Genomic DNA, 13,380 nt, shown 5'->3' with positions numbered 1-13,380 from the left:
TCCCGCGATCAGTCGCGCTTGCTATCGCGAATCGAATCCTGCGTGCCGCGACGTTCGGCGTCCCATTCGGCCCGCGTCATGCAGACCTTCTGGCTGAACCGGCTCCCCATGTTCTTGATCCGCTTGCAGATCTTCTTCTGGTCCGCCTCGTCGGCTTCGCGCTTCTCGGAGTCCTGCTTTTCCTTGGTAGCGGCGACTTCCTGCTCGCTTTCCTGTTCGGGGTTGGCCTGCGCGGCGAAAGCAGCGGGGCTCGCAGCGAAAACGAATGCGGCTACGGCGAGGGAAAGCTTGGACATTTGCGACTCCTTGAATTCAGGGTGATGGTGTGAAGGCTCGGCGATCGAGCGTCAAACCTTCACCCGTCGGTTGGGCGTTTATCTTTGGAAAGTGAGGACAAAACACCACGCATGGTCCGCACCTCGAGATGGTTCCAGCCCGGCTTGGTCAGCATCGTGCGCAAGGTCCGCCGGGTCGCATCGGCGCGCGAGGGCGGGAGGAAATAGCCGCGCGGCTCGAGCATCGCGGCCAGTTGCTCGAACATACCGTCGAACTCTTCCTGCGAGGCCGGGGGCAGGGCGTCTTCATGTGTCGGCTGCACCAGGCCTTCGGCGTTCTTGGACCATTCGTAGGCGCACAGGATCACGGCCTGCGCGAGGTTGAGCGAACCGAACTCGGGGTCGATCGGCACGGTCAGGATCGTCCGGGCGAGCGCAACGTCATCGGTCTCGAGCCCCGAACGCTCGGGTCCGAACACCAGCGCGCTGCGCCCGCTGTCGGCATGGATCGCGTGCGCGGCCTCTTCTGGCGTGACGACTGGCTTGGTCACCCCGCGCTTGCGCACCGTGGTGGCATAGACATGCGCACAATCGCTCACAGCCTCGCCAAGGCTGTCGAACACCCTCGCTCCTTTGAGCACGTCGTCGGCGCCCGAAGCGGCGGGGCCCGCGGCCGGATTGGGCCAACCGTCGCGCGGGGCGACGAGCCGCATCTCGGTGAGGCCGAAATTGCGCATGGCGCGCGCGGCCTTGCCGATATTCTCGCCCAGTTGTGGCCGGACGAGCACGATTACGGGCTGATTATTCGCCGCCGACATCGCGGACCGTACTGGCGAATTCCTCGAAATCGCGCGCTTCGCTGAAATCCCGATAGACGCTGGCGAAGCGGATATAGGCGACGCTGTCGAGCTGGCGCAGCCCGTCCATCACCATTTCGCCGATGCGCTGCGAGGAAATCTCGCTGTCGCCGGCGGTTTCGACCTGACGCTGGATGCCCGAGACGAGCTGGTCGATCTTTTCGCGCGAGACGTCGCGCTTGCGGCAGGCAAGCAGCACCGAATGCTCGATTTTCGAACGGTCGAAGGGTTGGCGGCGGCCTTCCTCGCCATCGGCTCCGGTCTTGACCACGGTGATGTCGCGCAGCTGGACGCGCTCGAAGGTGGTGAAGCGCGCACCGCACTGGCTGCACTGGCGGCGGCGGCGAATCGCGGTGTTGTCCTCTGTGGGGCGCGAATCCTTTACCTGGCTGTCTTCATGCGCGCAGAAGGGGCAGCGCATCTATGGACGCAACCGTTTGTACAGCATGATGCCCGCGCCCGCTAAGCCGCCGACGACGGGGCCAATCACGGGCAGGATCGCGCCCGCGACGGCTCCGGCGGCCGCGCCGAGCAATACCGGCTTGGTCGAAGGGTGCTGCATGCCCTGCTTCGCCATGCCCGAAATCTCGGCCTTGGCATCGGGCAGCAGGTCGTGATCCTGGTGGCGGGGGTCCTTGGGGTCGCGGTCGGTCATGGTCACATCTCCGGATAGATCGGGTGGGCGGCGCAAAGCGCGGCTACTTCGCCGCGCACGCGCTCTTCCACCTGGGCATCGCCCTCGGCCCCGTTATGCGCCATTCCTTCGACCACGTCAGCGATCAATCGACCGATGGTCTCGAATTCCCGTTCACCGAAACCGCGCGTCGTCCCGGCCGGAGTGCCGAGGCGGATGCCGCTGGTGACGAAAGGGCTGCGGGTGTCGAACGGGATGCCGTTCTTGTTGCAGGTCAGCCAGGCGCGATCGAGGCCCTTCTCCGCGTCCTTGCCGGTGACGTCCTTTGCCGAGAGATCGATCAGCAGCGAGTGGTTGTCGGTCCCGCCCGAGACGACGCGCAACCCATGCTTTTCGAGGCTCGCGGCGAGCGCGCGGGCATTGGCGACCACGGCATCGGCATAGGCGCGGAAGCTGGGCTGCAGCGCTTCGCCGAACGCCACCGCCTTGGCCGCGACGACATGCATCAGCGGGCCGCCCTGCATGCCGGGGAATACCGCCATGTTGATCGGCTTGGTCAGCTCCTCGTCGTTCCACAGGATCACACCCGAGCGCGGTCCGCGCAGCGACTTGTGCGTGGTGGTGGTGACGACATGCGCATGCGGGATCGGCGAGGGGTGCGCGCCGCCCGCGACCAGACCCGAGATATGACTCATGTCGACCAGCAGGTAGGCGCCGACTTCGTCGGCGATCTCGCGGAATCGCGCCCAGTCCCACACTCGCGAATAGGCGGTGCCGCCGGCGATGATCAGCTTGGGCTTGTGCTCGCGGGCCGTGGCGGCGACCTGATCCATGTCGATCAGCTCATCTTCCTCGCGCACGCCGTACGCTACCGGATTGAACCACTTGCCGCTCATGTTCACCGGCGAGCCGTGGGTCAGATGCCCACCCGAATTTAGGTCGAGCCCCATGAAGGTGTCGCCGGGCTGGAGCAGCGCGAGAAACACCGCCTGGTTCATCTGGCTGCCGCTATTGGGCTGGACGTTGGCGAACTTGCAGCCGAACAGTTCCTTGGCGCGCTCGATCGCGAGCGTCTCGACCTCGTCGGCATAGTCACAACCGCCGTAATAGCGCTTGCCCGGATAGCCCTCGGCATACTTGTTGGTGAACACGCTGCCGGTCGCCTGCAGCGTGGCGAGGCTGGCGATGTTCTCGCTCGCGATCAGCTCGATCTTGTCCTGCTGGCGCGCCAATTCCTTGCGGATTGCGGCATGGACCGCCGGATCGGCGGTTTCGAGATTCTCGGTGAAGAAGCCAGCGGGCTTCGTTGCGGTCCGTTCGACGTTCATTTGGGCTCCGACAGCTTATCGACGCGGCGCTGGTGGCGCCCGCCTTCGAATTCGGTGGTGAGAAAGGCGGTGACGCAGGCTTTTGCCATGTCGAGGCCCGTCAGCCGCGCGCCGAGGGCAAGGCAATTGGCATCGTTGTGTTCGCGGGCGAGCGTGGCCGAAAGCGGTTCGGACACCAGCGCGCAGCGGCACTTGGGGTTGCGATTGACCGACATCGAGATGCCGATGCCCGAGCCGCACAGCGCGATCCCGCGCTCGGCGGTTCCATCGGCGACGACACCGGCGAGCTTGTAGCCGAAATCGGGGTAATCGACGCTGTCGTGGCTGTCGGGGCCGAGATCGGCGACTTCGTGCCCTTCCTCGATCAGCCACTCGCGTAGCTGGGTTTTCATCTCGATGGCGGCATGGTCGGAAGCAATGGCGATACGCATGGGGGCCGACATAGTCGCACGCGGCGATTCCCTCCACCCCGCATCCGGCCTTTTTCGACCGTGGATTGACGCAAGCGTCCTTTTCAGTCTCCTTGCGTGCAACAGGGAGAGGACGATGAAGCAGCGTGTCGTGTGGTTCGTGGCGGCGATGGTCGTCGCAGTGGTGCTGGCGATAATGGCGACCACGCCGCCCGCGCCGGACACCGCAACCAGCAATCCCGTCGAGCCGTCGACCCAGCGCGCTTTTGCGCATGTCGAACGGATCGCGGCGCAGCCGCATCCGACCGGCAGCACGGCCAATGCCGTGGTCCGCGACTACCTGGTCGGCGAACTCGAGGCGATGGGACTCTCGGTCGAGACGATGCGCGGCACGCTCGACGAGGCGGGGCAGGCCAAGCTCGATTACTGGCGCGACAAAAGCAGCGAAACGCCGACCGAATTCGTCAATGTGATCGGGGTCCTGCCGGGGGCTGATCCCACGCTGCCGGCGGTGGCGCTGATGGCGCATTACGATAGCGTCTGGGGTTCGCCCGGCGCGTCGGACGATGCCGCGGGTGTGGCCTCGATCCTCGAAGCGGTGCGCGCGATCGCTGCGGCGGGCCCGGTGGAGCGCGATATCGTGGTCGTGCTGACCGACGCCGAAGAACTCGGTCTCGTCGGGGCACGGCAATTCTTCGGCGAGAACCCGCTGGCGGAGCGGATCGGCTCGATCGTCAATCTAGAGGCGCGCGGTGGCGGCGGTGTCGCCAGCATGTTCCAGACCTCGCCCGGAAATGCCGAGGTGGCGCGGGTCTACGCCCGAACGGTCGATCATCCGTCCACTTCGTCGCTGGCGACCTATATCTACTCGGTCCTGCCCAACGATACCGACCTGAGCGCGGCGCTCGACCGTGGTGGCTACGCGGCCTTCAATATCGCCTTCATCGGTCGCTCTGGACTTTACCATTCGCCGCTCTCGACGCCCGAGAACCTCGATCGCGGTTCACTCAACCAGATGCTCGGCCAGACACACGCCCTCGCGCTCGCATTGGCGAATGCCGCAACGCTTCCTCGGGAAACGGGCGATGCGGTGTTTTTCGATGCGTTCGGACTGGCGACGATCGTCTATTCGCCGTGGATCGGCTGGGTCATGCTGGTGCTTGGGATCGGCGGATACGCTCTCGCCTGGTGGCGGCGCGATCGAACAGAAAGAGGGTTCGTCAGCGGAGTGGGGCGGATGGCCGCGCTGATCCTCGTCGGTGGTGTGCTGCTGTACGGTCTCAACCTCGTTTCGGGGGCCGGGACGGGCGCGGGCTATTACGACCGGCTCGCCGCGATTCCGAAGCTGACCACGATGGCCTTGCTCGTGGTGCTCGGCCTCGCAGTGGCCTTGTGGGGCAGGGGGACGACCGGTTTCGCCCAGCGATCGGGTGCCGCGACGCTGATCGCGTTGCTGGCGATCGCCAGTCAGGCAATGGCCCCGACGGCGGCCTATGTCATCGTCGTGCCGGTGATGCTGATCGGCATCGCCGCAGCCGTGCGAAGCCTGGCGGGCGATCGGTGGGGCAGGCTGGCAGCCGCCATCGTCGCTGCCTTGGTGACCGGATACATGCTTTCACTCGGCTTCCAGGTGATGCAGGGGGTAGGCCCGACCATGCCCTATGCCGCGATGCTGCCGGCAGCGATCGGCATACTTTGCTGGCTCCCACTTTGGCCCCGGATCCCGCAACCGCATACCGTCGCGATCGTCCTGTTGCTGGGGGCGACGGCAGTGGCGCTGTGGGTCCGCTTCGATCCCGTTCCCCCTAGCGTCGCGGCCTATTCCCCGCTGAAGCCGGGATGATAGATCGCGCGACATCCGCCCCAGAACGCCCGTTTACCGACGCGAATGATCGGAAAATCCCGCGAGGCTGAACGAACCATTCTATATCCTTTCTTTACCAGTTGGGATTAGGAGACGCGCATGAACGGCGACCTCCACGTAGCCCTGCCGGATGGCGCCCAGCCGCTTCGATTCGAGGCGATCGAGAACGACTCGATCCAGCGTATCCTCAAGGCAACCCGGACCCACCTGGGTGCCGAAATCGCCTTCGTCGGGCGCTATATCGACGGCGACCGGCGCGAGTTGATGTATGTCGACACGGAGCTCGACCTTCCGATGGGCCCCGGATTCAGCGAGCCGCGCGAAGAGAGTTTCTGCTGGCACATCCTCGAAGGTCGATTGCCCGAGCTGATCCGCGATGCCGCCGATCACGAGTTCGCCAAGGCACTGCCGATCACCGAAATGCTGCCGGTCGGCTGCCACCTCAACGTTCCGCTTCGTCTGTCAAATGGCGAAGTGTTCGGCAGCTTCTGCTGTCTCAGCCGGACCGCCGACCGGAGCGTATCGGAACGCGACATGGATGTGTTGCGTGCTTTCGGAAAACTCGCCGGTGAGATGATCGAGACGTCGCTCGTGCGGGACGAGGAAGCGAACCGGCTCGACCGCAAGATCTGCGATGTCATCGCGGAAGGCGGGATCTCGACCTACCAGCAACCGATCCACGATTTGTCCAGCCTGCGCGTCGTCGGGGTCGAAAGTCTTTCACGCTTCGAAGATGCAGACCGGCGCAGCCCCGAACAATGGTTCGAGGAGGCGAAATCGGTCGGTCGCGGGCTCGAGCTCGAACTAGCAGCGATCAAGAGCGCGCTCGATGCCGATAGCCTGGCGGGGAGCGAGGCCTACATCTCGGTCAACGCCTCGCCCGAAACCGTGATGAGCGGCGAGATCGCGCGGCTGTTGCGCCACTATTCGGGGCGTAAGGTCGTGATCGAGCTGACCGAACACGAGCAGGTCAGCGATTTCACGGCCTTGCGCGACGCGCTCGGGGAAATCCGCCAGCACGCGCGGATCGCGGTTGACGATGTCGGTGCAGGTTACGCCGGATTGCGCTACCTCGTCGACCTCGCCCCCGACCTGCTCAAACTGGACATGAGCCTAACTCGCGAGATTCACACCGATCTCGCGCGGCAGGCGATGGCCAAGGCGATCGTCCATTTCGCCAAGGCGATCGGTGCCGACGTGATCGCCGAAGGGATCGAAAACGCCCAGGAACTCGAAATGCTCAAGGAAATCGGCGTTAGCTACGGACAGGGATACTATTTTTCCAAGCCGATCCCGGCTGGGGACATTCCCGCCTACTTCGCGGTTCACGGGCACAACGCTGTCGCTGCAAGCTAATCGCCTTCCGGGTCTAAAGCCCAAGGAAGTCAAGCCATTGCCGCAAACGCCCGCCTGATCTCATCGATCGAATAGGGCTTCGTCACCGTGGGAACATGCGCCAGTTCGGCGGGGTGTGCTGCGTCGCCATACCCCGTGGCGAAGACGAAGGGGATGCCTTTGTCGCGCAAGGCATGGGCGACGATGTAGCTCGTCTCGCCGTGAAGATTGACGTCGAGGATGGCGCCCCCGAAATCCTTTTCCACAATGCTTGCAAGTGCCTGATCGTTGGTGGCGGCCACGGCGACCTCGGCGCCTTCAGCAAGCAGCGCGTCTTCTAGATCGAAAGCAATGATCGGCTCGTCTTCGAGGATGAGCATGAGGCGATCCCCGAGTTTCATATTTCGGCCTCGATGCTGCAATGCAGTCCCTCGCTATTGTAGTCGATCGATCCGTGATCGCGCCGCCCACCCAGGCCCCGCCCGATGAGCCGCGTCCCGAAACCGGTTTGCTCGGGCTTTTCAACCGACGGTCCGCCGCTTTCATGCCAGTCGAATTGCAGCATGCGATTTTCGTCTTGCTCGACTTCGTCCCAGGAGATCGAAATACGGCCCGTGCTGCTCGAAAGCGCGCCGTATTTGAGTGCATTGGTGGCGAGTTCGTGGACCACCATGGCGAGCGCGACCGCGGCTTGAGGATCGAGCGTGATCTGCGGCCCGTCGAGCGACACACGCTCGGTCTCGCTGCCGACGCTCGCCGCAAGCGACTTGACCACGATGTCGGAAATGTCGGCCGACGCCCAGTTCGACTCGGTCAGCATGTTGTGCGCACCCGCCAAGGTAGCGAGCCGCGCGAAGAACGCTTGCAGCCCGGGGTTGCGATCATCGCTGCGGAACGACTGGCGGGCGAGCCCCTGGACCACGGCGAGCGTGTTCTTCACGCGATGGTTCAGCTCATTGATCAGGATGCGTTGGCGTTCTTCGGCTTCGACCTCCTCGGTCACGTTGTGCCCTTGCACGAACACGCCAGCGACTTGGCCCGAGGGCTCGAAGATCGGCTGGAAGATGAACTCAAGAAAAGCGTCGTGCGACTTGCCGTCGAGCTGATCGATAAACGAAACCGGCTCGCGCCTGCCGAAATAGGGTTCCTGCTCCGAATGCACCCGGTCCAGTGTTTCGACAAAGCCTTGCTCGATGACCTCTGGCAGCGCTTCGGCTACCGTCAGTCCGATCAATTCACGATGGCCGACGAGATCGCGGTAGGCCGCGTTAGCCATGGCAAAGCGATGCTCGGGTCCTGTCAGGATGGCGACGAAGCCGGGGGCCTGTTCGAGCAGGTTGCGCAGCCGTTCGCGCTCGGCGGCTGCACCCTGATACCGTTCCTCGACCGTGCGCGCGCGTTCGAGCACACCGGTCGAATCGCGCAGGCGACGGAGCTCCTTGAGCTCGGTAACGTTGACTGTGTGTTGGAGGATCAGTTCGACCGCGCCTCCGGCATCGAGGATCGGCGTGTGCGTCGCGCTCCAGAAATGGGTTTCGGTCGAACCGTCGCGGTTGGGGATATCATAGCGGATATGGGCGATCTCGTCCGGTTCACCGGTCGCAAGCACCCGATCAAACGAATCCTTTAGCTGGCGGTAGCTCTCGCCCTCACTCGGGAAAGCTTCGAACATCGAGAGACCGGCGATATCGTCCAGTTCACGCATGGTTACGCGCAGATAGGCGTGGTTCGCCCAGACGATCTTGAGATCGGGCGCGAGCACGACATAGGGGTTCGGCGAGTGCGCAAGCAGGCTCTCGAAATTGATGGTCACGTACGCAACACCATGGCTATGACGATCCCTCCAATCTGCGCAACATGGCTGCGCAGGTGCGACACGTTCGTTCGGGCGCACCTTCGCAATCCGCGAGGCGAATGGCGGTTCCGATTAGCGGAAAATTTGCCAGGCTTGGCTGGTTGGCGAAGCGCTTACTGGTCCAGGAAGCTGCGCATCTTGCGGCTGCGGCTCGGGTGCTTGAGCTTGCGCAGAGCCTTGGCCTCGATCTGGCGGATACGTTCGCGGGTAACGCTGAACTGCTGGCCGACTTCCTCGAGCGTGTGATCGGTGTTCATGCCGATGCCGAAGCGCATGCGCAGCACGCGTTCCTCGCGCGGGGTTAGGCTCGCCAAAACGCGCGTCACCGTTTCCTTGAGGTTGGACTGGATCGCGGCATCGACCGGGATGATCGCGTTCTTGTCCTCGATGAAATCGCCGAGATGCGAATCCTCCTCGTCGCCGATCGGCGTTTCGAGGCTGATCGGTTCCTTGGCGATCTTCATCACCTTGCGGACCTTTTCGAGCGGCATCGAAAGGCGCGCGGCCATTTCCTCAGGAGTCGGCTCGCGGCCTTCCTCGTGCAGGAACTGGCGGCTGGTGCGGACGAGCTTGTTGATCGTCTCGATCATGTGGACCGGGATGCGGATCGTGCGCGCCTGGTCGGCGATCGAACGTGTAATCGCCTGCCGGATCCACCACGTCGCGTAGGTGCTGAACTTGTAGCCGCGGCGGTATTCGAACTTGTCGACCGCCTTCATCAGGCCGATGTTGCCTTCCTGGATCAGGTCGAGGAATTGCAGCCCGCGATTGGTGTATTTCTTGGCGATCGAGATCACCAGGCGCAGATTCGCCTCGACCATTTCCTTCTTGGCGATGCGCGCCTCGCGCTCGCCCTTCTGCACCATGTTGACGATGCGGCGGAACTCAGGGAGCGCCATGCCGGTATTCGCCGCGATATCGGCGATTTCCGACCGGATGCGCTCGACATTGGCTTCTTCCTTCTCGGCGAAGGCTTTCCACTTCTTGTCGGTCTTCGCAATCTGGGCGAGCCAGCCTTCGTCGAGCTCGTTGCCCTCATAGGCCTTGATGAAGTCGATGCGCTTGATCTTGTGCCGCTCGGCGAGGCGCAGGATCTGGCCGCCCAGCGCCATCAGGCGGCGGTTGAAGGCATAGAGGTTGTCGACCAGGAATTCGATCTTCGTGGCGTGGAACTGCACCGCCTCGACCTCGGCGGTCAGCTGTTCGCGCAGGTCTTCGTACTTCTTCTCCTTCGCGGCGGAGAATTCGTCGCCGCGGGCGAGCGTGTCTACGCGCTCGGCCTGGATCTTCTCGAATTTCTTGAACAGGTCGGTGATGCGGCCGAAGCGCTCGAGCGCCTCGGGCTTCAGCGCGGCTTCCATCTGGGCGAGCGAGAGGGTGTTGTCCTCCTCTTCCTCGTCCTTCTTCTTGCCGTTTTCGCCGTCGCCGTCCTCGTCGTCGCCGTCCTCGTCGTCATCGTCGTCATCGTCGTCGTCGACGATGGTCGGACCGGCGGAATCCTCGGTGATCTCGCCGTCATCGTCGCCGTCGTCATCGTCGTTCATCTTGTCGGCGGGCGGTTCTTTCGAAAGCATCGCATCGAGATCGAGGATCTCGCGCAGCTGCATTTCCTCGTCGTTGAGCGCTTGTGACCACTGGATGATGGCGTGGAAGGTGATCGGGCTCTCGCACAGGCCGAGGATCATCATGTCGCGGCCCGATTCGATCCGCTTGGCGATGGCGATCTCGCCCTCGCGGCTGAGCAATTCGACCGCGCCCATTTCGCGCAGGTACATACGCACCGGGTCGTCGGTGCGTTCGTTGCTGGCCTTCTTCTTGGGCGCGGGTACGTTCTGCTTGTTCTTGTCGTCGCCGCCCGAGATCTCCGCGACCTGCTCCTGCTGGCGCTCCTTCTCGGCCTCGGCCTCCTCGTCGCTCTCGACGATATTGACGCCCATCTCGCTGAGCGAGGACATCACGTCCTCGATCTGTTCGGACGTCATCTGGTCCTGCGGCAGGGCCTCGTTGAGCTCATCATAGGTGATGTAGCTCTTCTTCTTGGCCTTGCTGATGAGCTTCTTGATCGACGCCTCGTTGAGATCGATCAGGGGCGCGTCTTCATTCGCGCTCTTGTCCTTGGTTTTGGTCGCCATGCTCGCCCTGCAATAAAATTTCATCGCCAGCGGAGCCGTTAGCCGGCTCCGTCGCGCGTGCGGCCGATATCTGCCGCAAACGCTCCTCGAATTCCTGCTTCCTGGTCAGCAAACGCTGCTGATCGGCAAATGCTCCCTCGGGATCGGTGTCGAACCGGGCGGCGGCATCGGCGAGTGCTGCGTCGAGCGCCGGTCGTTCGACCAGCAGCGCCACAGCCTCGGCCAGATCGCTCACCGCTTGTACGGGGTCTGCATCGTCGGCCAGGAAGGACAAGGGTAGCCCCGCTTGTGTTCGTTGCGCGGGCGGTTCTTGGTCCGGTTCGCCCAATGTGGGCGTTTGCCCTTCCGTGTCAAGCGCGGCGCGCTCCAAAAGGCGAGTCGCCGTAGCGCGCTGTTCGGGCAGAGCGAATTCGATACCTGCGATCGCCTCGGCATGGCGCTCGATTTCATCGGGGAAACGTTCGAGCCCGGCGAGCACCGCATTGGCCAGCCGGTCGCGCAGTCCTCCGCCCGATGCGGCCGACAGGCGCGAAGCGCTCGAAGCGGATGGGCGGCTCGCGGGCGCGGGCTTGCCGGACCACTTGCCGCGCGGCTGGAACTGCCGCGGTTTGAACTCGCGGCGAGGGAAGGCATAGGCCGAGAACCGATCCATCAGTTCGCGCTTGTAGAGCGAACGGATGTCGGGATGCGCGATCGCGTCGACATGTTCCATCAGTCGCGCCTTTAGCCCGGCCTTTTGCTCGGGTGTATCGAGCGGACCGGCAGCGCTTTCGTGGTCCCACAGCACTTCGGTGATCGGGCGGGCGTGCTCGATCACCTCGAGCAACGCGCCCTTGCCGCGCGCCCTGAGCAGATCGTCGGGGTCCTGGCCCTTGGGCAGCACCGCGATCCGCATGCTCTTGCCCGGAGCGAGCAGGGGAAGGGCACGGCTCACCGCGCGCATCGCTGCGCGCTGGCCAGCACTGTCACCATCGAGGCACAGGATCGGCACGTCGACCACGCGCCAAAGCAGTCCGAGCTGGTGCTCGGTCAGCGCGGTGCCGAGCGGCGCGACGACTTCCTCGATCCCCGCCGCCGCGCAGGCGATCGCGTCCATGTAGCCTTCGACCACGAGCAACCGCCCGCTCTTGCGCGCGAGCGGACCGGCGCGGTCGAAATTGTAGAGGTTGCGTCCCTTGTCGAACAACGGCGTGTCGGGCGAATTGAGGTATTTGGGCGCGCCCTCGACGTCGTTCAGGATGCGCCCGCCGAACGCGATCACCCGCCCGCGCGGATCGCGGATCGGCAGCATCAGCCGCCCGCGGAACCGATCGTAGGGCTCCTTGCCTTCGACCTCTATCCGCAGGCCCCCCTCGACCAGCATCTCCTTGGGATAATCGCTCAGCGCCTTGCCCAGCGAGGTGCGATCCTCGGGCGCGTAACCGAAGCCGAAGCTTTCGATCGTCCTGGCCGAAATTCCGCGTCGTTCGAGATAGGCGCGCGCCTCGGCCCCCTGCGATCCGTCGAGATTGGCGCGGAACCAGGTCTGCGCGGCGTCCATCAGGTCCCGCAGGCCTTTGGCCTCTTCCTGCCGCTTGGCGGTGCGCGGGTCGGGCGCGGGCACGTCCATCCCGGCGATCAGGGCAAGCTCCTTCACCGCGTCCATGAACTGGAGGCCCTGTTGCTCGGTCATCCAGCGGATCGCGTCTCCATGCGCCTCGCAGCCGAAACAATGGTAGAAGCCCTTCTGGTCGTTGACGTAGAAGCTCGGCGTCTTCTCGTTATGGAACGGGCAGCAAGCCTTGAACTCGTGGCCCGCGCGCTGGAGCTTCACCGTCCGCCCGATCAGGGTGGACAGCGTGATCGCGTTGCGCAGTTGATCGAGCCATTGGGGGGAGAGCATTGCCCTCCGCGTTTAGCCGCCGCAGCCCGCTAAAGTCGAGTGTGTCCGATCACCCAAGGCAGGCGTTGGCCGAGCCTTGTCCGTCGCCCGGATAGGGGCCGTCGCCGGTCGCACGGATACCGTCGGCGTCGATCGCGTAGGCGCTGGCGGCGCCGGCGGGCGGGACGGTCGATTGCCAATAGAAGGTCAGCGGCTCGCTCGCTTCCCACTGGTCGCCGCCGTCACCGGCTGAGATCGTCCATGCGAGCGCGCCGTCGTCGCAGGTGATCACGATATCCGCCTTCTCGCCGATCGCCGCGAGCGCCTCGGCCTTGGCATACCCGGCGGTGCCCGTGAATCCAGTCGCCGGGCGGGTCATGCGGAACAGCGTGGCGCGTTCGACATCGGACGAATCCGCCCCGTCGCCCGCACCGGTGGTCGGATCGTTGTCTTCGCCCGGATAGACGATGTGGACATAGGTGTAGACGGTGCCGCGCGGCGCGGTGGCGGGGTCGCAGGTCGACATATCGGCAGGGCAGGCGACGTAGGACGTGATGTCGCCGAAGATCCCCGCCTCGTTCGACAGCGTGGTCTTCACCTCCGGCCCCTGTGGCCCGACGATCTTCGCGCCGAGTTCGAGATTGGCGAAATCGCCCGCTTCGAGCGCAGCCGCTGCGGCCTCGCGCTCGGACTCGGTGTCGACGTTGTCGAGATCGGTCTCGTCGGCACCTGCGACCGTACTCGGGTCCTCGGCGCAGGCGGCCAGCGCCAGCGCGGCGCAGGCTGCGAGCGGGAATGCAGTGCGGATCATGCGATTTCTCCCCTGTTT

General features: G+C 64.2%; 13 protein-coding genes. 2 read left to right on the top strand and 11 right to left on the bottom strand.

Annotation, left to right across the window (positions count from 1 at the left end; all coding sequences use genetic code 11):
- Nucleotides 1–8: 8 nt before the first annotated feature.
- The 6 genes from T8S45_RS05215 to rpiB are packed head-to-tail and all read right to left on the bottom strand — an operon-like array spanning nt 9 to nt 3,525.
- Complete coding sequence (locus tag T8S45_RS05215) at nt 9–296, bottom strand: hypothetical protein (RefSeq protein WP_188641954.1); 288 nt, start codon at nt 294–296, stop codon at nt 9–11.
- Nucleotides 297–355: 59 nt separating this feature from the next.
- Complete coding sequence (locus tag T8S45_RS05210) at nt 356–1,093, bottom strand: RNA methyltransferase (protein ID WP_322294929.1); 738 nt, start codon at nt 1,091–1,093, stop codon at nt 356–358.
- Nucleotides 1,077–1,553, bottom strand: coding sequence for a transcriptional regulator NrdR (gene nrdR, locus T8S45_RS05205; protein ID WP_188641952.1), 477 nt, complete (start codon nt 1,551–1,553; stop codon nt 1,077–1,079). Before nrdR ends, T8S45_RS05210 begins: the two co-directional genes overlap by 17 nt.
- The gene (locus T8S45_RS05200) at nt 1,554–1,787 is read right to left on the bottom strand and encodes a hypothetical protein (RefSeq protein ID WP_188641951.1); all 234 of its coding nucleotides are present in this window, start codon (nt 1,785–1,787) and stop codon (nt 1,554–1,556) included. It lies immediately after the preceding gene.
- Nucleotides 1,788–1,789: 2 nt separating this feature from the next.
- A complete protein-coding gene (gene glyA, locus T8S45_RS05195; RefSeq protein WP_322294928.1) occupies nt 1,790–3,094 on the bottom strand; it encodes a serine hydroxymethyltransferase in 1,305 nt (434 codons plus the stop codon).
- Nucleotides 3,091–3,525 carry a ribose 5-phosphate isomerase B gene (gene rpiB, locus T8S45_RS05190; RefSeq protein WP_188641949.1) on the bottom strand — a complete coding sequence of 145 codons (435 nt, stop codon included), beginning with the start codon at nt 3,523–3,525 and terminating at the stop codon, nt 3,091–3,093. Before rpiB ends, glyA begins: the two co-directional genes overlap by 4 nt.
- A gap of 115 nt (nt 3,526–3,640) precedes the next feature.
- Here rpiB and T8S45_RS05185 point away from each other — a divergent pair, with 115 nt between their 5' ends.
- Together T8S45_RS05185 and T8S45_RS05180 are read left to right on the top strand one after the other, a co-directional pair.
- Nucleotides 3,641–5,347: a M20/M25/M40 family metallo-hydrolase gene (locus tag T8S45_RS05185; protein WP_322294927.1), complete on the top strand. Its 1,707-nt coding sequence runs from the start codon at nt 3,641–3,643 to the stop codon at nt 5,345–5,347.
- Between the two features lie 120 nt (nt 5,348–5,467).
- Nucleotides 5,468–6,724, top strand: coding sequence for a sensor domain-containing phosphodiesterase (locus T8S45_RS05180; RefSeq protein ID WP_322294926.1), 1,257 nt, complete (start codon nt 5,468–5,470; stop codon nt 6,722–6,724).
- Between the two features lie 29 nt (nt 6,725–6,753).
- Here the strand turns inward: T8S45_RS05180 and T8S45_RS05175 are convergent, their stop codons facing one another.
- From T8S45_RS05175 to T8S45_RS05155, 5 genes are all read right to left on the bottom strand, one after another.
- Nucleotides 6,754–7,083, bottom strand: a complete 330-nt coding sequence (locus tag T8S45_RS05175) for a response regulator (protein ID WP_229658111.1) — start codon at nt 7,081–7,083, stop codon at nt 6,754–6,756.
- 17 nt (nt 7,084–7,100) lie between these two features.
- Nucleotides 7,101–8,516 (bottom strand): PAS domain-containing protein, encoded by a 1,416-nt coding sequence (locus tag T8S45_RS05170; protein ID WP_322294925.1) that lies wholly within the window; start codon nt 8,514–8,516, stop codon nt 7,101–7,103.
- Between the two features lie 155 nt (nt 8,517–8,671).
- Complete coding sequence (gene rpoD, locus T8S45_RS05165) at nt 8,672–10,690, bottom strand: RNA polymerase sigma factor RpoD (RefSeq protein WP_322294924.1); 2,019 nt, start codon at nt 10,688–10,690, stop codon at nt 8,672–8,674.
- Nucleotides 10,656–12,572, bottom strand: coding sequence for a DNA primase (dnaG, locus tag T8S45_RS05160; protein WP_322294923.1), 1,917 nt, complete (start codon nt 12,570–12,572; stop codon nt 10,656–10,658). Before dnaG ends, rpoD begins: the two co-directional genes overlap by 35 nt.
- A 49-nt stretch (nt 12,573–12,621) precedes the next feature.
- On the bottom strand, nt 12,622–13,362 hold the full coding sequence (locus T8S45_RS05155; protein WP_322294922.1) for a hypothetical protein: 741 nt from the start codon (nt 13,360–13,362) through the stop codon (nt 12,622–12,624).
- Between the last annotated feature and the right edge of the window lie 18 nt (nt 13,363–13,380).

The organism is Pseudoblastomonas marina, assembly GCF_034374265.1.
GTDB lineage: Bacteria > Pseudomonadota > Alphaproteobacteria > Sphingomonadales > Sphingomonadaceae > Alteriqipengyuania_A > Alteriqipengyuania_A marina.
Note: the sequence above shows the minus strand (reverse complement) of the source record. Positions and strands in the feature narration are given on the sequence as shown.

Bases quoted from the DNA above. Each gene is read 5' to 3' on its own strand.
- T8S45_RS05215 (WP_188641954.1), bottom strand. From the start codon at position 296: ATGTCCAAGCTTTCCCTCGCCGTAGCCGCATTCGTTTTCGCTGCGAGC.
- T8S45_RS05200 (WP_188641951.1), bottom strand. From the start codon at position 1,787: ATGACCGACCGCGACCCCAAGGACCCCCGCCACCAGGATCACGACCTG.
- glyA (WP_322294928.1), bottom strand. From the start codon at position 3,094: ATGAACGTCGAACGGACCGCAACGAAGCCCGCTGGCTTCTTCACCGAG.
- rpoD (WP_322294924.1), bottom strand. From the start codon at position 10,690: ATGGCGACCAAAACCAAGGACAAGAGCGCGAATGAAGACGCGCCCCTG.
- dnaG (WP_322294923.1), bottom strand. From the start codon at position 12,572: ATGCTCTCCCCCCAATGGCTCGATCAACTGCGCAACGCGATCACGCTG.
- T8S45_RS05185 (WP_322294927.1), top strand. From the start codon at position 3,641: ATGAAGCAGCGTGTCGTGTGGTTCGTGGCGGCGATGGTCGTCGCAGTG.
- nrdR (WP_188641952.1), bottom strand. From the start codon at position 1,553: ATGCGCTGCCCCTTCTGCGCGCATGAAGACAGCCAGGTAAAGGATTCG.
- rpiB (WP_188641949.1), bottom strand. From the start codon at position 3,525: ATGCGTATCGCCATTGCTTCCGACCATGCCGCCATCGAGATGAAAACC.
- T8S45_RS05155 (WP_322294922.1), bottom strand. From the start codon at position 13,362: ATGATCCGCACTGCATTCCCGCTCGCAGCCTGCGCCGCGCTGGCGCTG.
- T8S45_RS05175 (WP_229658111.1), bottom strand. From the start codon at position 7,083: ATGCTCATCCTCGAAGACGAGCCGATCATTGCTTTCGATCTAGAAGAC.
- T8S45_RS05180 (WP_322294926.1), top strand. From the start codon at position 5,468: ATGAACGGCGACCTCCACGTAGCCCTGCCGGATGGCGCCCAGCCGCTT.
- T8S45_RS05210 (WP_322294929.1), bottom strand. From the start codon at position 1,093: ATGTCGGCGGCGAATAATCAGCCCGTAATCGTGCTCGTCCGGCCACAA.